Origin of the sequence: Pseudomonas eucalypticola (genome assembly GCF_013374995.1) — a bacterium.
GTDB classification, from domain to species: domain Bacteria; phylum Pseudomonadota; class Gammaproteobacteria; order Pseudomonadales; family Pseudomonadaceae; genus Aquipseudomonas; species Aquipseudomonas eucalypticola.
The window spans coordinates 6,045,603-6,066,287 of sequence record NZ_CP056030.1 but is presented as its reverse complement, the minus strand read 5'-3'; the positions used below and the strand labels follow the sequence as shown (position 1 = coordinate 6,066,287).

Annotated in this window: 20 protein-coding genes; 9 read left to right on the top strand and 11 right to left on the bottom strand. The window is 64.0% G+C overall.

The features are described from left to right. Positions 1–111 precede the first annotated feature (111 nt). Positions 112–1,278: an MFS transporter gene (locus HWQ56_RS27260; RefSeq protein ID WP_176572181.1), complete on the bottom strand. Its 1,167-nt coding sequence runs from the start codon at positions 1,276–1,278 to the stop codon at positions 112–114. Between the two features lie 203 nt (positions 1,279–1,481). After that, positions 1,482–2,678, bottom strand: a complete 1,197-nt coding sequence (locus HWQ56_RS27255; protein ID WP_008364826.1) for a class I SAM-dependent rRNA methyltransferase — start codon at positions 2,676–2,678, stop codon at positions 1,482–1,484. A 228-nt stretch (positions 2,679–2,906) separates the two neighbouring features. Between HWQ56_RS27255 and HWQ56_RS27250 the strand changes: the two genes are divergently transcribed. The 3 genes from HWQ56_RS27250 to HWQ56_RS27240 all read left to right on the top strand — a co-directional run bounded on the left by HWQ56_RS27250 (position 2,907) and on the right by HWQ56_RS27240 (position 5,031). Next, positions 2,907–3,719: an HDOD domain-containing protein gene (locus HWQ56_RS27250; RefSeq protein WP_176572491.1), complete on the top strand. Its 813-nt coding sequence runs from the start codon at positions 2,907–2,909 to the stop codon at positions 3,717–3,719. A gap of 30 nt (positions 3,720–3,749) precedes the next feature. Then, the gene (gene mutM, locus HWQ56_RS27245) at positions 3,750–4,562 is read left to right on the top strand and encodes a bifunctional DNA-formamidopyrimidine glycosylase/DNA-(apurinic or apyrimidinic site) lyase (protein WP_176572180.1); all 813 of its coding nucleotides are present in this window, start codon (positions 3,750–3,752) and stop codon (positions 4,560–4,562) included. 124 nt (positions 4,563–4,686) lie between these two features. Next, complete coding sequence (locus tag HWQ56_RS27240; protein ID WP_158153424.1) at positions 4,687–5,031, top strand: multidrug transporter; 345 nt, start codon at positions 4,687–4,689, stop codon at positions 5,029–5,031. A 4-nt stretch (positions 5,032–5,035) separates the two neighbouring features. Here the strand turns inward: HWQ56_RS27240 and ggt are convergent, their stop codons facing one another. The 4 genes from ggt to HWQ56_RS27220 all read right to left on the bottom strand — a co-directional run bounded on the left by ggt (position 5,036) and on the right by HWQ56_RS27220 (position 9,201). Further along, on the bottom strand, positions 5,036–6,718 hold the full coding sequence (gene ggt / locus HWQ56_RS27235; RefSeq protein ID WP_176572179.1) for a gamma-glutamyltransferase: 1,683 nt from the start codon (positions 6,716–6,718) through the stop codon (positions 5,036–5,038). Between the two features lie 53 nt (positions 6,719–6,771). Then, positions 6,772–7,023 carry a YfhL family 4Fe-4S dicluster ferredoxin gene (locus HWQ56_RS27230; RefSeq protein ID WP_158153422.1) on the bottom strand — a complete coding sequence of 84 codons (252 nt, stop codon included), beginning with the start codon at positions 7,021–7,023 and terminating at the stop codon, positions 6,772–6,774. Positions 7,024–7,125: 102 nt separating this feature from the next. Further along, the gene (coaD, locus tag HWQ56_RS27225; protein ID WP_158153421.1) at positions 7,126–7,605 is read right to left on the bottom strand and encodes a pantetheine-phosphate adenylyltransferase; all 480 of its coding nucleotides are present in this window, start codon (positions 7,603–7,605) and stop codon (positions 7,126–7,128) included. 168 nt (positions 7,606–7,773) lie between these two features. Continuing rightward, positions 7,774–9,201: a coniferyl aldehyde dehydrogenase gene (locus HWQ56_RS27220; RefSeq protein WP_176572178.1), complete on the bottom strand. Its 1,428-nt coding sequence runs from the start codon at positions 9,199–9,201 to the stop codon at positions 7,774–7,776. A gap of 96 nt (positions 9,202–9,297) precedes the next feature. Here HWQ56_RS27220 and HWQ56_RS27215 point away from each other — a divergent pair, with 96 nt between their 5' ends. Further along, the gene (locus HWQ56_RS27215; protein WP_158153419.1) at positions 9,298–9,969 is read left to right on the top strand and encodes a TetR/AcrR family transcriptional regulator; all 672 of its coding nucleotides are present in this window, start codon (positions 9,298–9,300) and stop codon (positions 9,967–9,969) included. Positions 9,970–10,016: 47 nt separating this feature from the next. After that, complete coding sequence (locus HWQ56_RS27210) at positions 10,017–10,871, top strand: sulfurtransferase (protein WP_158153418.1); 855 nt, start codon at positions 10,017–10,019, stop codon at positions 10,869–10,871. Here the strand turns inward: HWQ56_RS27210 and HWQ56_RS27205 are convergent. From HWQ56_RS27205 to HWQ56_RS27185, 5 genes are all read right to left on the bottom strand, one after another. Beyond that, positions 10,844–11,695: a helix-turn-helix transcriptional regulator gene (locus HWQ56_RS27205; RefSeq protein ID WP_176572177.1), complete on the bottom strand. Its 852-nt coding sequence runs from the start codon at positions 11,693–11,695 to the stop codon at positions 10,844–10,846. The two genes, HWQ56_RS27210 and HWQ56_RS27205, sit on opposite strands and share 28 nt — an antisense overlap. Further along, positions 11,695–12,699 carry a hydrolase gene (locus HWQ56_RS27200; RefSeq protein WP_176572176.1) on the bottom strand — a complete coding sequence of 335 codons (1,005 nt, stop codon included), beginning with the start codon at positions 12,697–12,699 and terminating at the stop codon, positions 11,695–11,697. The genes HWQ56_RS27205 and HWQ56_RS27200 overlap by 1 nt, the downstream gene beginning before the upstream one ends. An 86-nt stretch (positions 12,700–12,785) precedes the next feature. Next, complete coding sequence (gene rsmD / locus HWQ56_RS27195) at positions 12,786–13,376, bottom strand: 16S rRNA (guanine(966)-N(2))-methyltransferase RsmD (RefSeq protein ID WP_158153415.1); 591 nt, start codon at positions 13,374–13,376, stop codon at positions 12,786–12,788. Then, complete coding sequence (locus HWQ56_RS27190; protein WP_176572175.1) at positions 13,376–14,842, bottom strand: M16 family metallopeptidase; 1,467 nt, start codon at positions 14,840–14,842, stop codon at positions 13,376–13,378. The genes rsmD and HWQ56_RS27190 overlap by 1 nt, the downstream gene beginning before the upstream one ends. After that, entirely contained in the window at positions 14,835–16,190 is a 1,356-nt protein-coding gene (locus tag HWQ56_RS27185; RefSeq protein ID WP_158153413.1) for a M16 family metallopeptidase, read from the bottom strand. The genes HWQ56_RS27190 and HWQ56_RS27185 overlap by 8 nt, the downstream gene beginning before the upstream one ends. Before the next feature lie 232 nt (positions 16,191–16,422). Here HWQ56_RS27185 and ftsY point away from each other — a divergent pair, with 232 nt between their 5' ends. The 4 genes from ftsY (at position 16,423) to rpoH (ending at position 20,594) form a co-directional block, all read left to right on the top strand. Then, a complete protein-coding gene (gene ftsY / locus HWQ56_RS27180; protein WP_176572174.1) occupies positions 16,423–17,922 on the top strand; it encodes a signal recognition particle-docking protein FtsY in 1,500 nt (499 codons plus the stop codon). Further along, a complete protein-coding gene (gene ftsE, locus HWQ56_RS27175) occupies positions 17,919–18,590 on the top strand; it encodes a cell division ATP-binding protein FtsE (RefSeq protein WP_158153411.1) in 672 nt (223 codons plus the stop codon). Before ftsY ends, ftsE begins: the two co-directional genes overlap by 4 nt. Next, a complete protein-coding gene (gene ftsX / locus HWQ56_RS27170) occupies positions 18,587–19,612 on the top strand; it encodes a permease-like cell division protein FtsX (RefSeq protein ID WP_176572173.1) in 1,026 nt (341 codons plus the stop codon). Before ftsE ends, ftsX begins: the two co-directional genes overlap by 4 nt. Before the next feature lie 127 nt (positions 19,613–19,739). Further along, positions 19,740–20,594, top strand: coding sequence for an RNA polymerase sigma factor RpoH (gene rpoH, locus HWQ56_RS27165; protein ID WP_027980159.1), 855 nt, complete (start codon positions 19,740–19,742; stop codon positions 20,592–20,594). The last annotated feature ends 91 nt before the right edge of the window (positions 20,595–20,685 follow it).

Below are 20,685 nucleotides of genomic sequence, written 5' to 3'. Positions count from 1 at the left end.
AGGTGGTGGTCCCGACTGTAGCCGCAGCCTGCGGCAGCGGCTTTCGAATTATTCCCAAGCCACGGCCCTTGAGATGCTTCTGGTCGTGGCGGTTTTCTGCAGGGCAAACGGTTACGCTGCTTTACAGAGCCGGGCAGTCACTGCCAGCCCTGCCATGCTCAACAGCATGAAAGCCGTCCCCAACACTCGCTCGAAATCCTCCGCCACCACACTGATCGCCGCACTCCCCACCCCGCCCGCCACCAACACCAGCGTATTCAGTACTGAAGCCGAGCCACCGGCGCTCCCTGGCACACACTCCATCGCTCGGGAAGTGGCGGCAGGGCGGGTGATGGTGGTGCCGGCGGTGCAAATCATCATGGGCAGCAAGACGGTCGTCACGCTGCGCTCGGTGAGCAAAGTCAATGCCAGCATTGTCATGCCCGCCAGCCCAATCAGGGCAAGGCCTGCGCATAGTTGTTGACGGTAGCTGACGCTGCGGCTCATGCGGCTGGCGATGAGGCCACCCAGCACGTAGGCGGCGCCGTAACTGAGCAGGGTCAGCCCGAATTGCAGTTGGCTGAGCTGGAAGTGGTCGAGGAAGATCAGCGGCGAGATGGCGATAAAGGCGAAGTGGCAGGTGAAGGCGATGGCCACGATCAGCGAGAAACCCATGAAGGCAGGATTGAGCAGCAGTTCAAGGTAGGCACTGATCAAGCCTTTGGCCTGGCGATTGGCGCCGCAGGTGGGCGGCAGGATGCGGATGGCTTGAATCAGTACCATCAGCGCGATCAGGGAGAATAGGTAGAAGCTTGCCTGCCAGCCGGCCAGGTGCTGCAGCAGGGCACCAACCAGCGGTGAGGTGGAGATGAATACGCCGCTGGCGCTGGTGACCAAGATGCGGGTACGGTCCCGTTCGGTGCCGGCGAACAGATCTTGGACCAGGGCGTTGAGCAGCACGAAGCAGCCGCAGCCGATGGCTTGCAGGGTGCGGAAGAGCATGAAGGTCATGAACTGCGTGGCATTGGCGCAGCCGATAGCGCCGAGGATGGAAACAGCCAGCCCCATCACCAGCAGGCCCTTGCGGCCGATTCGGTCGGAAAGCGGGCCAAGGAAGAACTGCGAGATGGCGACACCCAGGGCGAACAGGCTGATGGAGAGGGCTATTTCGCTTGAGGGTGTAGCGAAATGCTCGGACAAGGCGGGAAAGGAGGGAAGGATGACGTCGAGGGGAAAAACGCCGAGCAGCACCATGGCCAGGAGCAGGGTGATGATGGAGCGTTTTGGTAGGGCGGGCATGAGATGAGCCTTTTTGGATCAAGGCTACTGTGTTGCGCGATTGTAGGCGATAGCGGCTAGTTAGCGAAATTTCCTAAATTTTTGTAGGAGTTATCGTAGCCGCTACCGCAGGCTGTACAGGCCCGTTTGCACACTGGATATCTCCAACGAGGCATGGGGGCCAGCAACACACGGCGGCAGCGGTTACAGGTCTGGGACTTGCTTTAGCTATTCGGCAACAACCGGCATGTGATGCTCTTGATGTAGCGCGTCTCCGGGATAGCTGGGTGCACCGGGTGGTCCGGGCCCTGGCCGCCGCGTTCCAGCAGCTGGATGTTGCGGTCCAGGTGGCGGGCGCTGGTCAGCAGGATGTTCTGCAGGTCGTCCTCGGGCAAGTGCATGGAGCACGAAGCGCTGACCAGGATGCCGTCCTTGCTCAGCAGGCGCATGGCTTGCTCGTTCAGGCGGCGGTAGGCGCCTTCGCCGTTTTTCAGGTCTTTCTTGCGCTTGATGAAGGCGGGCGGGTCGGCGACGATCACGTCGAAGCGCTCTTCCGAGGCCTTGAGTTGCTTCAGGGCTTCGAACACGTCGCCCTCGACGCAGGTGACTTTCTCGGCGAAACCGTTCAGGGCGGCGTTGCGCTCGACACCGTCCAGGGCGAAGCCCGAAGCGTCGACGCAGAACACTTCGCTGGCGCCGAAGGCACCAGCCTGCACGCCCCAGCCACCGATGTAGCTGAACAGGTCCAGCACGCGCTTGCCCTTGACGTAAGGGGCCAGGCGGGCGCGGTTCATGCGGTGGTCGTAGAACCAGCCGGTTTTCTGGCCTTCCATGACCGGGGCCTGGAATTTCACGCCGTTCTCTTCCAGGTCGACCCACTCCGGGACCACGCCGAAGGCGGTTTCCACGTAGCGTTCCAGGCCTTCGGCATCACGGGCGGCCGAGTCGTTCTTGAACAGGATGCCGCTGGGCTTGATGACCTGGATCAGCGCGGCCATGACGTCGGCCTTGTGCTGTTCCATGGTGGCCGACGCCAGCTGCACGACCAGGATATCGCCGAAACGGTCGACCACCAGGCCTGGCAGCAGGTCGGAATCGCCGTAGACCAGGCGGTAGAATGGCTTGTCGAACAGGCGCTCGCGCAGGGACAGGCAGACGTTGAGGCGGTGTACCAGCAGCGATTTGTCCAGCGGCAACTTGGCGTCGCGCGACAGCAGGCGGGCGCAGATCAGGTTGTTGGGGCTCATGGCGACGATGCCCAACGGCTTGCCACCGGCGGCTTCCAGCACGGCCTGGTCGCCGGCCTTGAAACCATGCAATGGCGTGGCGGCTACGTCGATCTCGTTGCTGTAGACCCACAGGTGACCGGCGCGCAGGCGGCGGTCGGCATTGGCTTTGAGGCGAAGGCTGGGCAGGGACATGAAGTCGCTCCGGGGAAAAAAGAGCGGGAGTATAGCGTGGAACGCTGGCCGATGGCCCGGGTGAGGATCGGCGGTCCTTTCAGGTGGACCGCCAACCGTGAAGAAATGGCTAGCGCTTGTGGGCGCAAGGCCTCGTACGGGTTAAAATCGCGCCTCAGCCCAGAGTAAGTACTTATGTCCCAAGAGTTATCCGAAGAGCAGATCCAGCAAGCCTTGCAGGGGATCAGTGTGCCGCCTCAACCGCAGATCATGGTCGACCTGCAGATGGAGCAGTACATGCCCGACCCGGACCTGGAAGTGATCGCTCGTCTGATAGCGCAGGACCCCGGTCTGTCGGGGGCGTTGCTCAAGATCGTCAATTCACCGTACTACGGCCTGACCAACAAGATCGCCTCCATCCAGCGCGCGGTGAACCTGCTGGGCAGCCGCTCGATCATCAACCTGATCAACGCTCAGTCGATCAAGGGCGAGATGAGCGACGAGACCATCGTCACCCTAAACCGTTTCTGGGACACTGCCCAGGACGTAGCCATGACGTGCCTGACCCTGGCCAAGCGCATCGGCTCCCAGGCCGTGGACGAGGCCTATGCTCTCGGCCTGTTCCATGACTGCGGCATTCCGCTGATGCTCAAGCGCTTCCCTGACTACATGAGTACCCTGGAGCAGGCCTATGCCAATGCCGGCCCCGAGTCGCGCATCGTCGACACCGAGAACCAGGCCTACAACACCAACCATTCGGTGGTGGGCTACTACACCGCCAAGTCCTGGCGCCTGCCCGAGCACCTGGGCAACGCCATCGCCAACCACCACAATGCCCTGGCGATCTTCAGCGATGATTCGAACCGCAACAGCCAGTTGAAAAACCTGCTGGCGATCCTGAAGATGGCCGAACACATCTGCTCGTCCTACCGGGTGCTGGGCAACCAGGGCGAAGACCACGAGTGGAATACCATCAGCCATCTGGTGCTCGATTACGTGGGGCTGTCGGACTACGACTTCGAGAACCTGAAGGAATCCATCCGCGAACTGGGCGCCCGCTGAGGCCGTCCATTTCCCAGCGTTGAGTCATCCATGCCTGAATTGCCTGAAGTCGAAACCACCCGCCGAGGTATTGCGCCGCACCTGGAAGGGCAGCGGGTCAGCCGTGTGATCGTGCGTGACCGGCGCCTGCGCTGGCCCATTCCCGAGGACCTGGACGCACGCTTGTCTGGCCAGTTGATCACCGGCGTGGAGCGGCGGGCCAAGTACCTGCTGATCAACGCAGAGGTGGGCACGCTGATCAGCCATTTGGGCATGTCCGGCAACCTGCGCCTGGTGGAAGCGGGCCTGCCAGCGCTCAAGCACGAGCACGTGGACATCGAACTGGATTCGGGCCTGGCCTTGCGCTATACCGACCCAAGACGTTTCGGCGCCATGCTCTGGAGCCTGGACCCCCTCAACCATGAGCTACTGCTGCGCCTGGGCCCTGAACCCCTGACGGCGCTGTTCGACGGTGAGCGCCTATTTCAGCTGTCGCGGGGCAAGAGCATGGCGGTGAAGCCGTTCATCATGGACAACGCCGTGGTGGTGGGGGTGGGTAACATCTATGCCACCGAAGCGCTATTCGCCGCGGGCATCGACCCGCGCCGCGAGGCAGGGGGCATTTCCCGTGCCCGTTACCTGAAGCTGGCCATCGAGATCAAGCGCATTCTGGCCATGGCCATCGAGCGCGGCGGCACCACGTTGCGTGATTTCATCGGCGGCGATGGCCAGCCAGGGTACTTCCAGCAGGAGCTGTTCGTGTACGGGCGTGGGGGCCAAATGTGCAAGGTGTGCGGCAGCACCCTGCGCGAGGTTAAGCTGGGCCAGCGTGCCAGTGTGTATTGCCCGCGTTGCCAGAAGTAAGTGGTTACGGCTCGTGCCTGACAAGGGCGCGCCGCCTGATATAGTTAATAGCCAACCGGGGTGCGCCGCCAACGACAGGTGTTCGTCTCAGCACCCATCAACCGCCCGTGAAAGGACTTGCGCCATGAATTGCTTCCGCACCCTCGCTCTGTTCCTGACGCTTTGCCTAGGCTTGCAGGCCATGCCCAGCCTGGCGGACGACGAGCAGATCGCCAGTGGCAGCGGAGACCCCGTGTACCAGGTGCAGAGCCCACCGGCGTATTCGATGATCGCCGACCTGGTGATCGCCCGGCCGTTTCTGGTAGCCGCCACGGCGGTCGGCGCAGTGGTCTTCGTGGTGTCCCTGCCATTCACTGCGCTGGGTGGCAACGTCAAGGACGCCGGCAAGGCGCTGGTGGTCGACCCGGGCAAGGCAGCGTTCGTGCGCTGCCTGGGTTGCACCGGCGACGGCTACGGCAAGCGCGAGTAACGCCCTACTGGCGCGGCATCACTTCCGAGACCCCGACCCCGCGGGGGTCGCTGGCGGCCTCCACCTGGCCGTCGTCCTTGTGCCAGAGCAGCACTTGCTGGTTGCCATAGGCCCGGCCGGTTTCCTTCAGGCTGTAGCCGCGAGCCTTGAGTTCGGCCAACTGCGGTGCGGTGAACGCGCCCGGTTCATACTCCACCACGTCGGGCAGGTACTGGTGGTGGTAGCGCGGCACTGCGGGCCAGGTGGGCACAGGCTGGCCATCCAGGTATTGCAGCATCGACAACAGCACCATGCTGGGAATGCGGCTGCCACCGGGCGTGCCAAATGATGCGAATTGCGTAGGGCTTTCGATGAAGCTGGGGCTCATGCTCGACAGCGGGCGCTTGCCGGGCGCCACGGCGTTAGCCTGGCTGCCGGCCAGTCCATAAGCATTGCTGCCATGGGGGTCGGCCGCGAAATCGTCCATTTCATCATTCAGCACCACCCCGGTGCCGGCGGCAGTGAAGGCGGAACCAAATGGCAGGTTCACCGATAGCGTGGCCGCCACGGCGTTACCCTGGTTGTCGAGGACGGTGAAGTGAGTGGTGTGCTCGCCTTCATGTGAGGCCGGTGCCGGGGGCAGCGCGGCGCTGGGCGTGGCCTGCCGTGGGTCGATACCGGCGCCCAGGGTTTTCAGGTAGTCGGGTGCCAACAGCGCCTTGATCGGGTTGTTGACGAAGTCCGGGTCACCCAGTTGGCTGCGGTCGCGGTAGGCGCGGCGCAGTACTTCCACCACGTAATGCACCCGTTGCACCGGTTCGGCCTGTTGCCAAGGCAGTTGCTGCAGCATGGCCAACGACTGCGCCAGCGCAACGCCGCCAGCCGAAGGCGGCGGGGTGGTGATCAGCTCACGCTGGTCGGCCAGGGCGAAGCGCAACGGTGCGCGGGTGGCCACCTGATAGTCGGCCAGGTCCTTGAGGGTCCAGATGCCGCCGCCGGCCTGCACGGCCTTGACCAGTGCCTGGGCCGTGGCGCCTTTGTAGTAGCCGTCGTGGCCTTTTTCCGCGATCAGCGTCAGGGTTTGCGCTAATTCTGGCTGGCGCAGCACCTCGCCAATGTCCGGCACTTCGCCGTTGCGCAGGAACAGGCGGGCAGTTTCCGGGTCGTCGCGCATGGCCGCCAGACGGGCCGTGGCCCAGGCGCGATAAACGCGGTCGACGGCAAAGCCCTTGTTGGCCAGGCGGATGGCCGGGGCCAGGGAGTCCTTCAGCGGCAGGGCGCCGTAATGCGCCGCCAACTCTACCAGCGCGGCCGGCAGGCCAGGGATGCCGCTGGCAAGGGCGCCCGTGGTCGACAGACCGGGTACTTCCTTGCCGTCGCGCAGGTACATGTCGCCCCGGGCGGCCATGGGGGCCTTTTCGCGGGCATCGATGAAACGGTAGCTGACCGGTGTGCCGGCCTGGCGCAGCAGGAAATAACCGCCGCCGCCCAGGCCCGAGGCATAGGGCTCTACCACGGCCAGGGCAGCACTGATGGCGATGGCGGCGTCGAAGGCATTGCCACCTTCCGAGAGTACCTTCTGGCCGGCGGCGGTGGCTTGGGCGTGAGGGCTGGCGATGGCCGCGGCGGTCGGCAGAGGTTGTGCCTGGGCCAGGGTGGCACAGCACAGCAGCAGGGCGCTGAACAGTAATGAATAGGGTTTCGACATCGCTTCCTGCCTTGTCTGAAATTCCGCTTACCGGCGTTGCCCGAATCTGGGAATCAGGCCTTGCCGGTGATCCGGCGATACTTGTCCATCAGCTGCTCTTCGGTTTCCGGGTGCGCTTCATCCAGCGGGATGCAGTCGACCGGGCACACTTGCTGGCACTGGGGTTCGTCGTAGTGGCCGACACATTGGGTGCACAGGTTCGGGTCGATCACGTAGATCTCTTCGCCCTGGGAAATGGCGGCATTCGGGCACTCGGGTTCGCAGACGTCGCAGTTGATGCAATCGTCGGTGATGATCAGGGACATGGGTACTCCGGCCGGGGCCTTGGCCCGGGCATATGAACACTAATGTGCGCAATTGTGCCGCATAAGCGCGCGCAGTGCACGCTTATGGGGGCGGCCGGCGGTTTACTTCTTGAAGCGCTGGGTCAGGGCTTCGGCGACCGCAGGGTGCACGAACTTGGTGATATCGCCGCCCAGGGCCGCTATTTCCCTGACCAGCGTCGAGGAAATGAACGAATAGCGCTCCGATGGGGTGAGGAACAGGCTCTCCACGTCCGGGGCCAGTTGGCGGTTCATGTTGGCCAGCTGGAACTCGTATTCGAAGTCCGAGACGGCGCGCAGGCCACGCAGCAATACATTGGCTCCCTGCTCCTTGGCGAAATGCGCCAGCAGCGTGGAAAAGCCGACCACCTCGACGTTGGGCAGATGCTTGGTGACCTCGCGCGCCAGTTCGACCCGTTGTTCCAGAGGGAACAGCGGGTTTTTCTTGGGGCTGGCAGCCACCGCAATGACCACGTGGTCGAACAGGCGCGAGGCGCGTTCGACCAGATCGCCGTGACCCTTGGTGATGGGGTCGAAGGTACCTGGGTACAACACTCGGTTCATCGCGTCGTCCTGGCGGGAATCCGTTGGGGACTGGGATGGTATCGCAGCAATCCCGGTCGGCCAAGTCGGTGTTCAGGGTATAAGGGACTATAGACACCTTTACGCGAACCTGATTGCTAGCTTCCCCGGCAGGCGCTGGCGTGCCCGGTACCCGGCACAACCGCGGGCCTAGCGAATGAACAGCCGGTAGACCAGCCGTTGCAGCGCTTTCCCATATGGCGGGTATATGAGCCTGGCGGCGTTGAAGCGCCGCTTGGCGAGCACCGCCTTGGCCTTGCTGAACGTCAGGAAGCCTTCGTGGCCATGGTAGTGTCCCATGCCTGACGGCCCCACGCCGCCAAAGGGCAGATCCTCCTGGGCCACCTGCAGCAAGGTATCGTTCAGGCATACCCCGCCGGAATGCGTGTGCTGCAGCACCTTGCCCTGCTCGCCCTTGTCGTAGCCGAAATAGTACAGCGCCAGCGGGCGCGGGCGGGCATTGACATAAGCCAGGGCCTCATCGAGCTGGTCATACGGGACAATGGGTAGCAGTGGCCCGAAGATTTCGTCCTGCATGACCGTCATCTGGTCGTTGACGCCCAGCAGCACCTGGGGCGCCAGGCAGCGCCCGGCGTTTTCGCGTGGCGGGTACAGGTCGACGACGCGGGCACCTTTGGCCCGGGCGTCCTCCACATGGCGGTTGAGGCGGGCCAGCTGGCGGTCATTGATGATGGAGGTGTAATCGGGGTTACCCTGCACCTTCGGGTAAAAGGCCAGCACGGCCTTGCGATAGGCTTCCACGAACGCCTCCATGCGTTGCCGCGGGACCAGCACATAGTCGGGGGCAACGCAGGTTTGCCCGGCGTTGAGGGTCTTGCCGAAAGCGATACGTTCGGCGGCGTGCTTGAGCGGCACGTCCTGGCTGACGATGGCCGGCGACTTGCCACCCAGCTCCAGGGTAACCGGGGTGAGATTGTCGGCGGCGGCGCGCATCACCTGCCGCCCGATGCTGGTGGCCCCGGTGAACAACAGGTGGTCGAACGCCAGGCGCGAGAAGGCAATGCCCACGTCGGCCTCGCCCAGGACGACGCACACGTGGTCGGTGGGGAACACGCGCTCCAGCAGGCGCTTGAGCAGGATGCCGGTGGCAGGGGTGGCTTCGCTCAGTTTGAGCATCACCCGGTTGCCGGCCGCCAGCGCGCCCACCAGCGGTCCCACGGCCAGAAACAGTGGGTAGTTCCACGGTACGATGACGCCTACCACGCCCAGTGGCTGGTAGACCACCTTGGCCGAAGCCGGTTGAAACGCCGGCCCGACCGTGCGCCGCGAAGCTTTCATCCAGCCCTTGAGGTGGCGGCTGGCGTACTGGATGCCCTGCAGGCTGGGGAGCAGTTCGGCCAGCAGCGTCTCGTCGGCGCTGCGGTTGCCGAAATCGCTGCGCAGTGCCTCGATCAACGCCTGCTGTTCACTGACCAGCATCCCGCGCAGGCTTTTCAGCCATTGCCGGCGTTGGGCTGCCGGGGGCATCGGGTTGGCGGCGAAGGCCTGGCGCTGAGCCTGCAGCAGTGGCTCAAGCAGGGCGAAGGCATCAGGCTGTTCCAGCAGTGGGGCCGACATGGCTCGCTCCGGAGTGATGATATTTTAGAGTTTATACTCTAAAAACGGCTGCTGTTACACTGTTGCCATCCCCCAAGATCCTGGTCAGGAACCCACATGGCTGTACGCCTCAAAACCCGTGAGCGCATCGTTCAGCACAGTCTGGAATTGTTCAACCAGCAGGGCGAGCGCAGTGTCAGCACCAACCACATTGCCGCGCACATGGAGATCTCGCCCGGCAACCTCTACTACCATTTCGCCAACAAGCAGGAAATCATCAGCGCGTTGTTCGACCAATACCAAGCCCTGGTGGATAGCTTCCTGCGCCCGCCCGCCGGGCGCGTGGCGACCGTTGAAGACAAAGGCTTCTACTTGCGGGCTGTGCTTGCGGCGATGTGGCACTACCGCTTCCTGCATCGAGACCTGGAGCACCTGCTGGACAGTGACCCGGTGCTCGCCGAACGCTATCGGCGGTTTTCCCAACGCTGCCTGGTTCAGGGGCAACTGATATACAAGGGCTTCGTGGAGGCAGGTATTCTGCGGATGAGCGAGGCCCAGGTCGAGGCGGTTACCCTCAACGCCTGGATCATCCTCACCTCGTGGGTACGATTTCTCTGCACCACGCGGGAAAACGCCAGCCATTTGAGTGAAGACGCCGTCCGTCGTGGCATTTATCAAGTGCTGGTGCTGGAGCTGGGGTACGTGGCACCGCCTTATCAGGCGGCCGTGGATGCCCTGTGCAGCGAATTTCATGTATCACTGAACCAGGCGCTGGAGCAGCCGGACTAAGCTGCCAGCCAACACGTGTTTTCGTTCTTGATTCCAGGGAGGCAGTCATGCCCATCGCGCAATTGATCACCCCCCAGCAACTGGCTGCGCAACTCGAGCAACCTTCGCTGGTGGTACTGGATTGTCGTTTTGCCCTTGAGGACCCCGACTACGGGCAGCGCAGCTATGCCGAAGGGCATATTGCCGGCGCTCATTTCGCGGACCTGGAACGTGACCTCAGTGGCCGGGTGGTCAAGGGGGTGACCGGGCGCCATCCGCTTCCCGAACCGGGGCGGCTGCTGGAGCGTTTCCAGCATTGGGGTATCAATGCCGATAGCACCGTAGTGCTGTACGACGACGGCCCCGGCGCTTTCGCCGCGCGCGCCTGGTGGTTGCTGGCTTGGCTGGGCAAGCGTGACGGGGTCGCTATTCTCGATGGCGGCCTGAAGGCCTGGCACGCTGCCGGCTTGCCGCTGAGCCTCGACGCGCCGGGCAACACCGTCGGCCATTTGCATGGCAAGCCGGACGCCAGCCTGCTGGTTACCGCCCGCCAGTTGCAGGAACGCCTGGGCCAGGCCGAGCTGACGTTGCTCGACGCCCGGGCGTTGCCGCGTTTCCGCGGTGACCTTGAACCTATCGATCCGGTAGCGGGGCACATTCCTGGTGCCCAGTGCGCGGCGTTCACCGACAACCTCGGGGCCGACGGTCGCTTCCTGCCCCCGCAGGCACTCAAGGAGCGCTTCGCCGCGACGTTGGCCGGGCGACCGGTGGAATCACTGGTAGCCTATTGCGGGTCCGGGGTGACGGCGTGCCATAACCTGTTCGCCCTGTGCCTGGCCGGTTACCCGCTGGCGCCGCTGTATGCCGGGTCCTGGAGCGAGTGGATCACCGACCCTCAGCGGCCCCTGGCCACCGGCGACTGAGCCCCGGCATCACGGTAAGCGCGGGGCCCCACGCCGTAGACCTTCTTGAACTGGCGGCTCAGGTGGCTCTGGTCGGCGAACCCCAGCTGCGTGGCCACTTGAACCGGTACGCAGCCCTCGCGCAACAAGGCGCGGGCCCGGGCGATGCGCTGTTGCATCAGCCAGGCATGGGGCGGCAGGCCGGTGGCCTTGCGAAAACAGCGGGCGAAGTGGAAGGGTGACAGGTGTACCGCTTCGGCCAGCGCCTCTAGCGAAGGCGGCGCCGCCAAGTGGGTGAGCAGCAATTCCTTGGCCCAGGCGATGGCCACGGGTTCGCGGCCTGCGTCGCCGGGCAAGCGCAGCTTGGCGTGGCGGGCGAACAGGGTGAGCATCATTTCCCGCCACAGGGTTTGCTGTTCCAGCGCCTCGCCGCCATTTTCCAGCAGGCGATGCAGGCGGTAGAACCCCGCGACCAGGTCGGGGTCGCGGTATAGGGTTTCACTGAATGCGTGGGTGGCGCAGGTGCTGATCTCCAGTTCCTGCATCAGGCTGTCGAGCCGGGTGTTCTGCGGGTAGAAAGCCCGGTACAGCCAGCCCTGGTCGTGGCCCTTGCTGCCGGTGTGCACTTCATCCGGGTTTATCAGCACCAGGGTGCCCCGCGGCGCCAGATGGTCCGCGCCGCGGTAACGGTAGCGCTGGGCACCGTCGACGATCATGCCGATCACGAAACCGTCGTGCACATGGGGCACGAACCGCTGCTCGATGTAGCGTGCCGACAGCAACTCCACCCCCGTCAGCGGCGGCGTCTGCCAGAAGTGGATGGACTCGCCCGCTAGCTCGGTCATTACGCCAGCCCCATCAGCCACTGTGGAATGCGTCGCTCCAGGTAGTAACCGGGTTTGCCCAGGCGACCCTCGACGAAGCCCACATGCCCCCCGTGCTCATGCAGTTCCAGGGTAATGCTGGCGGACAGCTCGTTGGCCTGGGGCAGGCTGTGGCGAAACACGAAGGGATCGTCTTCGGCCTGGATGATCAGGGTGGGCGTTCGGTTGCCCGCCAGGTAATAGCCACTGGACGAGCGGCGGTAGTAGTCGTGGGCGTCGGTGAAACCGTTCAGGGGGGCGGTGACCTTGCCGTCGAAGTCCCAGAAGGTGCGCAGGTTGTTCAAAGGCCCCAGGTTGCTCAGGGTGTCAAGGCCGTCCTGCTTGCCTTCGTGCTGGAAGCGCCGCTGCTTGTCTTTCACGTAGGCGAGCATTTCGCGCATGAAATGCGCTTGGTAGACCTTGGAAAAACCGAGGCCGATACGGTCCGCGCACTGATCCAGGCGAAAAGGCACCGACACCGCCACGGCGCCTTGCAGTTGGCTGGCGCTGCCCGCTTCGCCCAGGTGCTTGAGCAGAATGTTGCCGCCCAGCGAATAGCCGACGGCGAACAGTGGCGCCATGGGGCGATGGCGGTGCAGGTGGTCGATGACTTCCGCCAGGTCTTCGCTGCTGCCGGAGTGGTAACTGCGCGCCAGCAGGTTGGGCTCGCCCGAGCAGCCTCGCCAGTTGACCGCCACGCTGGCCCAGCCTTGCGCGGCCAATGCACGCTGCAGGCCCACCACATAGTGGGAGTTGGAAGAGCCGGTCAGGCCGTGCAGCACCAGTACCAGCGGGCTATCGGGGCTATGGGGCCCGTGCCAGTCCAGGTCCATGAAGTCGCCGTCGGCCAGCCACAGGCGTTGACGTTCACGCACCAGTGCAGGCTGGCGGCGTAGTGTGGGGCCCCAGAGCGTTTGCAGGTGCGGGTTGCCGAAGCCCCGGGCGGGGCGGAAAGGCGCAACGGGTTGCGCGGTAGACGTGTCCACGGGTGTTTCTTCCTCCAATTACTGGCGTAGGGTGCCATGATTGGAGGAAGGTGTGTCGGGATTTTGCGGGCAGCGTTGACGAGCTTTCAGCCACGCTGCCAGAGCGCGTAATACACCTGGCCGGCCTTCTTCTCCCGATGCAACCGCCAGTTCTGCGGCAGCCCCGATGCCGAAGGCGGTGTTTCGCTCTCGGTGTACACCCAGGCCCCTTCGCTCAACCAGCCACGGCTTTCCAGCAACTCGCAGGCAGGCGCCAGCAGGTTCTGGTGGAACGGTGGGTCGAGGAACACCAGGTTGAACGCGCTGGCCGCCTGGGTCTCCAGGTAGCGCAGTGCATCGCTTTGCAGCAATTGGCCGGTGCCGCACTTGAGCAGGTCCAGGTTGCTGCGCAGGCTGGCGATGGCCTGGGCGTTGCTGTCCAGGGCCAGGCCCATGCTGGCGCCGCGCGACAAGGCCTCCAGGTACAGCGCGCCGCTGCCGCAGAACGGGTCCAGCACCTTGGCGCCTTCGACATGGGGCGCCAGCCAGTTGAACAGGGTTTCACGCACCCGGTCCGGCGTGGGGCGCAGGCCCGGGCCGTCGGGAAAGCTCAGCTTGCGGCTGCGCCATTGGCCGCCAATGATGCGCAGCTGGCCCTGGCCGTTGTGTTTCACAGGTTTTGCAGAAGGATTGGCCATTAATGCTCCGGAACGCCCATGGGTTGTTCCTGGGGTTTGTCTGTAGGGGGTGGCAATGGCTTCTGGGGCACGGTGGGGCCGGCGGTGACGATCACCAGCTTGTCGGCATCCAGGTGGCGGTTGAGTGCCGCCTTCACCTGGTCGACCGTCAGGCTCTGCGACTGCTGCATGAAGTCTTCCAGAAAGCTCAGGGGCAGATTATAGAAGCCAATGGCCCCCAATTGCCCAACGATGCTCGCGTTGCTGGCGGTGGAAAGCGGGAAACTACCGGCCAGTTCACGCTTGGCGTTGTCCAGTTCCTCCTGGGTAGGGCCGTTTTTCAGGTAGTCGCGCAGGATGTCCTGCACCAGCCCCAGGGTGCCCTCGCTGAGTTCGGCGCGGGTCTGCAGGCTGATCGAGAAGGGGCCGCGGGCCTGCATCGGGGTGAAGCCCGAGTAGATACCGTAGGTGAGGCCGCGCTTCTCGCGTACTTCGCTCATCAGGCGGGTACCGAAGGTACCGCCACCGAGGATCTGGTTGCCCAGCGACAGGGCGGCGTAGTCCGGGTCGTCACGCTGAATGCCCAGTTCGGCGAGCAGCATGGTGGTCTGCTTGGAGGGAAATTCGATATGGGTCAGGCCGGCCTTCGGTGCCTGTGGGTCAGGCATGTGTGGCAGCGCCGGGCCCTTGGGCAGCGCCGAGGACACCTGTTCGGCAATTTTTGCCGCTTCGTCCCGGGACAGGTCGCCGACGATGGCGATCACCGCGTTGCCTGCCGCGTAAGCGCGGTCATGGAAGCCCCGCAGTTGCTGCGCATTGATGGCGGCGATGGACTTGGCGTCGCCGTCGCTGGGGTGCGCGTACGGATGGTCGCCGTAGAGGCGGCTGAACAGCTCATTGCCCGCCAGTTTGCCAGGGTTCTGCTTCTGGTACTGGAAGCTGGCCAGCAACTGGTTCTTGATGCGTGCCATAGAGTCGGCGGGGAAGGTCGGCTTGCCCACCACCTCGGCGAACAGCTTGAGCGCCGGTTCGCGCTTGTCGCTGGCGCTCAGGCTGCGCAGCGAGGCCACGGCCATGTCGCGGTAGGCGCCATTGCCGAAGTCGGCGCCCAGGCCTTCGAAGCCCTGGGCGATGGCCTCGACGTTCTTGCCGGCCACGCCTTCGTTGAGCATGGCGTTGGTAAGCAGGGCGATGCCGGGGCTCTTCTGGTCCTGGCTGCTGCCCGCTGCGAAGGTCAGGCGCAGGTCGAACATGGGCAACTGCCGGGCCTCGACGAACATCACCTTGGAGCCGGCGGCGGTCTGCCAGGTCTGGATGTCCATCATCCGGTGGCTGGGCGCCTTGCCGTCCATCTCCTTCAGGGTCTGCAACTTGTCCAGCGGCTGGGCAGGGGCGCTGGCGGTGTCGGCCAGGGCCTGGCCGGCCAGCAGCGCCGCCATCAGCGCGGTGCCCAGCAGGGCTCGGCGGGGTTGAATGCGCTTATTCATGCGCCGATTCCTCTGGCAATACGTGGGCGACGCTCAGGCGCGACCGGGTGAAATAGGTGCGGGCGGCGTTCTGGATGTCCTGGGGGGTGACGCTCTTGATGTCATCCAGTTCGGTGTCCATCAGCTTCCAGGACAGGCCCACGGTTTCCAGTTGGCCGATGGTGGTGGCCTGGCTGCTGATGGAGTCGCGTTCGTAGACCAGCCCGGCGATGACCTGGGCACGCACGCGTTCCAGCTCTTCTGCGGTGGGTGGCTTGGTCTTGAGTTCGTCCAGCAGGCGCCAGAAGCCTTTCTCGACGTCGGCCAGGGTCTTTTTCTTCTGGGTGTTCGGCGTGCCCGAGAGCATGAACAGGCTGTCGCCACGGGTGAACGGGTTGTAGCTGGCGGAGGCGCCGGTGACCAGTTCTTCGCCGCGCTCCAGCTGCGTAGACAGGCGCGCGCTGTAACCGCCGTCAAGCAGCGCCGAGATCAGGCGCAGGGCCTGGGCATCGCGGGGGTTGGTGGCAGTGGCCAGGCCAGGCACGTTGAAGCCGTAGACCACGCTGGGCAGTTCGGTTTTCACGTGCACGGTGATCTGCCGCTCGCCCGGCTCGGCCAGTTCCAGCGGGATCTTGCTCGGTGGGGTGGCACGCCGCGCGATGCCGGCGAAGAAACGCTGGGCCAGCGCCTTGACCTGGTCGGGGGTGACGTCGCCCACCACGACCAGGGTGGCGTTGTTGGGCACGTACCAGGCCTTGTACCAGTCGCGCAGCTCTTCGATCTTCATGCGGTCCAGGTCAGCCATCCAGCCAATGGTCGGCGTGTGGTAGCCGCTGGCCGGGTAGGCCATGGCCTTGAACAGCTCGAAGGCCTTGGCGCTGGGTTTGTCGTCGGTGCGCATGCGCCGCTCTTCCTTGATCACCTCGATCTCGCGGCTGAACTCGTCGGCCGGCAGTTTCAGGGTGGCCATGCGGTCGGCTTCCAGCTCCATGGCCACGGGCAGGCGGTCTTTGGCCAGCACCTGGTAGAAGGCGGTGTAGTCGTCGCTGGTAAAAGCGTTTTCCTCGGCGCCCAGGTCGCGCAGCACTCGCGAGGCTTCGCCGGGACCGAGTTTCTCGCTGCCCTTGAACATCATGTGCTCCAGGGCGTGGGACAGGCCGGTCTGGCCCGGGGTTTCGTAGCTGGAGCCGACCTTGTACCAGATCTGCGAAACCACCACCGGCGCGCGGTGGTCTTCGCGCACCACGACCTTCAGGCCGTTGTCCAGGGTGAATTCGGTGGTGGGTTGGGGATCGGCGGCGAGGGCTGCAAAAGGCAGACAAACCGAGCTGAGCAGCAGGCCGGCGGCACGGCGGGCTAGAGCATTCATTCGTTTTTTAACCTGTCGGACTGCCCGCTTGGTCTTAGCGTCCACGGGCGAGGAGGTGCTAGGATACTGATCCGGTTACCTGGCGACCATGCCTGGTTGCAGAGAATGGCCTGCGGGCACTCTACAAAATGTTGCGCATGAACGAGCCGGGAAAAATACAGTCTGTTCTGCGTTATTAGAATTTCCTGAGGCGCCGCATTGGCGCGTCGCTACCTTGAGATAGCCGTCCTCCATGTTTGGTTCCAACGACGACAAAAAGTCCCCCGAGAAGAAAGGCCTGTTCGGCTGGCTGCGCAAAAAGCCGCAGCAAGAAGTGGTCGAGCAGCCCAAAGCCCCTGAAACCGTGGCTCCCGAGCTCCCCGTCGAGGTAGCGCCCGAGCCAGCACTGGCGCCTGCGCCTCAGGCGGTGGCCGAGCCCGAGCCGGCTGCCGCCCCTGCACCGGCCGGCCTGGTGCTGCCGGTGCCGGAAGAGCCCGTGGCCCTGGTGCCAGACCTGGAACCCCACGCACCGCCGCCGATCGCGCCGGTAGCTGAAGTGGTGGCGCCCGTCGTCGAGCCGGTCATCGAGCCTGCTCTCGAACGGGCCGAGCCGGTGCCCGCGCCCCTGGTGGTCCCTGAAACGGCCCCTGCGCCTGTCGTCGCCGAGCCCGAGCCGGCGCCAGTTCATACGCCCGTGGCCGAAGTGCTGCCGCAGCCTATTCCAGAGCCTGCCCCGGCCCCAGTGGCGGTGCCCGTGCTGCAGCCAGCCCCCGAGCCTGAGCCCCAGCCGGAACCCGCTGGCCAGGCTGACGCCGGCAACAAGGTCGGCTTCTTTGCCCGCCTCAAGCAGGGCCTGGCCAAGACCAGCGCCAGCCTGGGCGAGGGCATGTCGTTCCTGTTCCTGGGCAAGAAGAACATCGATGACGACCTGCTCGAAGAAATCGAGACTCGCCTCCTGACCGCCGACGTCGGCGTCGAGGCAACCTCGCTGATCGTGCAGAACCTCACCCAGAAGGTTGCCCGCAAGCAGTTGGCCGATGCCGACGCGCTGTACAAGTCGCTGCAGGGCGAGCTTACCGACCTGCTGCGCCCGGTCGAGCAACCCCTGAAGATTGCCTCGCAGAACAAGCCGTTCGTGATCCTGGTGGTAGGCGTCAACGGTGCCGGCAAGACCACCACCATCGGCAAGCTGGCCAAAAAGCTGCAACTGGAAGGCAAGAAGGTCATGTTGGCCGCCGGCGATACCTTCCGTGCCGCCGCCGTGGAACAGCTGCAGGTATGGGGTGAGCGCAACAAGATCCCGGTCATCGCCCAGCACACCGGCGCCGACTCGGCCTCGGTGATCTTCGACGCCGTGCAGGCTGCCAAGGCCCGTAACATCGATGTGCTGATCGCCGATACCGCTGGCCGCCTGCACACCAAAGACAACCTGATGGAAGAGCTGAAGAAGGTGCGTCGTGTCATCGGAAAACTCGACGCCGATGCGCCTCACGAAGTGCTGCTGGTCCTCGACGCCGGTACCGGCCAGAACGCCATCAACCAGGCCAAGCAGTTCAACCAGACCGTGGCCCTGACCGGCCTGGCCCTGACCAAGCTGGATGGCACCGCCAAGGGTGGGGTGATCTTCGCCCTGGCCAAGCAGTTCGGCCTGCCCATTCGCTACATCGGCGTGGGCGAGGGCATCGACGATTTGCGTACCTTTGAAGCAGAACCCTTTGTCCAGGCATTGTTTGCCGAGCGGGAGCGTTCATGATTCGTTTCGAACAGGTCGGTAAGCGCTATCCGAACGGACACGTCGGCTTGCATGAGCTGAGCTTTCGAGTACGTCGTGGCGAGTTTCTGTTTGTCACCGGCCACTCCGGTGCCGGTAAAAGTACCCTGCTGCGCCTGCTGCTGGCCATGGAACGCCCCACCTCCGGCAAGCTGCTGCTGGCCGGCCAGGACCTGGGCCAGATCAGCAACGCGCAGATCCCGTTCCTGCGTCGCCAGATCGGCGTGGTATTCCAGAACCACCAGTTGCTGTTCGACCGCACGGTGTTCAACAACGTCGCCCTGCCGCTGCAGATTCTCGGGCTGTCCAAGCCCGAGATTGCCAAGCGCGTGGATTCGGCGCTGGAACGCGTGGCCCTGGCCGACAAGGCCGAGCTGTTCCCCGGCGACCTGTCCACCGGCCAGCAGCAGCGGGTCGGCATCGCCCGGGCCATCGTCCACCGGCCAGCCTTGCTGCTGGCGGACGAGCCGACCGGTAACCTCGACCCACGGCTGGCAGCGGAAATCATGGGTGTATTCGAAGACATCAACCGGCTGGGCACCAGTGTGCTGATCGCCAGCCACGACCTGGCCCTGATCGCACGCATGCGCCATCGCATGCTGACCTTGCAGCGCGGGCGCCTCATCGGTGACGGGGAGGCTGCGGAATGACTGGCACCCGTAGCCCCAAAGTGGCCGACCGCGTGGCCCCGAAGAACGCCGACCCGTTGCCGCCGAAGAAGAAACCCCACGAAGAAGACGACGGTCCGGACTTCGCCACCCTGTTCAAGGCCTGGCTGGAAAGCCACCGCGCCAGCCTGCAAGACAGCCTGCGGCGCCTGGGCAAGCAACCCATCGGCAGTTTCTTCACCTGCCTGGTGATGGCGGTGGCCCTGAGCCTGCCCATGGGGCTGTCGCTGCTGCTCAAGAATGTCGAGCGCCTGGGCGGCTCATGGCAGCGTGCAGCGCAGATTTCGCTGTACCTGGACATGAATGCCAGCGACCGCGACGGCGAAGCGTTGGTGACCCAGATCAAAGGCCTGAGTGGCGTCGCCGATGCCGAGTTCATCAACAAGGACAAGGCCCTCACCGAGTTCCAGCAACAGTCCGGCTTGGGCGAGGCGCTCAAGGAACTGCCCGACAACCCGTTGCCTGGCGTGGTGGTAGTGACCCCGCTGGAGATCGACAAGGCCGCGCTGGAAGCCCTGCGCGGGCAACTGGCCGAGCTGCCCAAGGTGCAGCAGGCCCAACTGGACCTGATGTGGGTGGAGCGCCTGGCGGCCATTCTCAAGCTGGGTGACCGTTTTGTCTTCGGCCTGACCGTGCTGTTGGTGTCGGCGCTGTTGCTGGTGGTGGGTAATACCATTCGTCTGCACATCGAGAACCGGCGCACGGAAATCGAGGTCATCAAGTTAGTGGGCGGCACTGACGCCTACGTGCGTAGGCCGTTTCTGTACATGGGGGCGATTTACGGCTTGGGCGGCGGGGTTTTCGCCTGGGGCGTGCTGGCTTTCGGCCTGAACTGGCTGAATGACGCCGTGGTAGGGCTCTCCGGGCTGTACGGCAGCGACTTTGCCCTGGCCGGGGTGCCATCATCCGATGGTCTGTCCCTCTTGCTTGGTGCCCTGTTGTTGGGGTATATCGGTGCGTGGATCGCAGTGGCGCGGCATTTGCGCGAGCTGGCTCCGCGGTAATTTTTGGTAATATTTGTTTGCCAGCATTGACCTTTGGTGAAATTAACTTTAGGGAACTTGTTTCGCGGTTCCCGGTCTATGCGTCTGTGCTTTAATGCACAAATTCGTGAGTCGGAGGTTTTTTCGTATGACCACTTCTTTGCAACCTGCGTATGCCTTGGTCCCGGGTCAGAACCTGGAAGCCTATGTGCACACGGTGAACAGCATTCCACTGCTGACGCCGGAGCAGGAGCGTGAACTGGCCGAGAGTCTCTACTATGAGCAGGATCTTGGGGCGGCTCGGCAGATGGTGCTCGCCCACCTGCGTTTTGTCGTGCATATCGCACGCAGTTATTCGGGGTACGGCCTGGCACAGGCCGACCTCATCCAGGAAGGCAACGTCGGCCTGATGAAGGCCGTGAAGCGTTTCAACCCGGAAATGGGCGTACGCCTGGTGTCCTTTGCGGTGCACTGGATCAAGGCGGAAATCCATGAGTTCATCCTGCGCAACTGGCGCATCGTCAAGGTTGCGACCACCAAGGCCCAGCGCAAGTTGTTCTTCAACCTGCGCAGCCAGAAGAAGCGCCTGGCCTGGTTGAATAACGAGGAAGTCCACCGCGTGGCCGAAAGCCTGGGCGTGGAGCCGCGGGAAGTGCGCGAGATGGAAAGCCGCCTGACCGGCCATGACATGGCCTTCGACCCGGCCGCGGAAGCGGACGACGACAGTGCCTTCCAATCGCCAGCCAACTACCTGGAAGACCACCGTTACGACCCGGCGCGCCAGCTGGAGGATGCTGACTGGAGCGACAACTCCAACAGCAACCTGCACGAGGCCCTGGAAGTACTGGACGACCGTAGCCGTGACATTCTCTACCAACGCTGGCTGGCCGAGGAAAAAGCCACGCTGCACGAACTGGCTGAGAAGTACAACGTGTCGGCCGAGCGTATCCGCCAGCTGGAAAAGAGCGCGATGAACAAGCTGAAGGTGTCCATCGCCGCCTGATCAGCCCGCTGAAACGAAAAGCCCTGGCCAAGTGCCGGGGCTTTTTACATTCACGGCACGCCCGAAGTCGCGCCGACTAACCCGTAGCAGC

Coding starts and splice junctions, on each gene's coding strand:
- mutM (WP_176572180.1), top strand. CDS start 3,750: ATGCCTGAATTGCCTGAAGTCGAAACCACCCGCCGAGGTATTGCGCCG.
- ftsX (WP_176572173.1), top strand. CDS start 18,587: ATGACTGGCACCCGTAGCCCCAAAGTGGCCGACCGCGTGGCCCCGAAG.
- ftsE (WP_158153411.1), top strand. CDS start 17,919: ATGATTCGTTTCGAACAGGTCGGTAAGCGCTATCCGAACGGACACGTC.
- ggt (WP_176572179.1), bottom strand. CDS start 6,718: ATGTCGAAACCCTATTCATTACTGTTCAGCGCCCTGCTGCTGTGCTGT.
- ftsY (WP_176572174.1), top strand. CDS start 16,423: ATGTTTGGTTCCAACGACGACAAAAAGTCCCCCGAGAAGAAAGGCCTG.
- coaD (WP_158153421.1), bottom strand. CDS start 7,605: ATGAACCGAGTGTTGTACCCAGGTACCTTCGACCCCATCACCAAGGGT.
- HWQ56_RS27185 (WP_158153413.1), bottom strand. CDS start 16,190: ATGAATGCTCTAGCCCGCCGTGCCGCCGGCCTGCTGCTCAGCTCGGTT.
- HWQ56_RS27220 (WP_176572178.1), bottom strand. CDS start 9,201: ATGTCGGCCCCACTGCTGGAACAGCCTGATGCCTTCGCCCTGCTTGAG.
- HWQ56_RS27205 (WP_176572177.1), bottom strand. CDS start 11,695: ATGACCGAGCTAGCGGGCGAGTCCATCCACTTCTGGCAGACGCCGCCG.
- HWQ56_RS27240 (WP_158153424.1), top strand. CDS start 4,687: ATGAATTGCTTCCGCACCCTCGCTCTGTTCCTGACGCTTTGCCTAGGC.
- HWQ56_RS27260 (WP_176572181.1), bottom strand. CDS start 1,278: ATGCCCGCCCTACCAAAACGCTCCATCATCACCCTGCTCCTGGCCATG.
- HWQ56_RS27230 (WP_158153422.1), bottom strand. CDS start 7,023: ATGTCCCTGATCATCACCGACGATTGCATCAACTGCGACGTCTGCGAA.
- rpoH (WP_027980159.1), top strand. CDS start 19,740: ATGACCACTTCTTTGCAACCTGCGTATGCCTTGGTCCCGGGTCAGAAC.
- HWQ56_RS27215 (WP_158153419.1), top strand. CDS start 9,298: ATGGCTGTACGCCTCAAAACCCGTGAGCGCATCGTTCAGCACAGTCTG.
- HWQ56_RS27190 (WP_176572175.1), bottom strand. CDS start 14,842: ATGAATAAGCGCATTCAACCCCGCCGAGCCCTGCTGGGCACCGCGCTG.
- HWQ56_RS27255 (WP_008364826.1), bottom strand. CDS start 2,678: ATGTCCCTGCCCAGCCTTCGCCTCAAAGCCAATGCCGACCGCCGCCTG.
- rsmD (WP_158153415.1), bottom strand. CDS start 13,376: ATGGCCAATCCTTCTGCAAAACCTGTGAAACACAACGGCCAGGGCCAG.
- HWQ56_RS27210 (WP_158153418.1), top strand. CDS start 10,017: ATGCCCATCGCGCAATTGATCACCCCCCAGCAACTGGCTGCGCAACTC.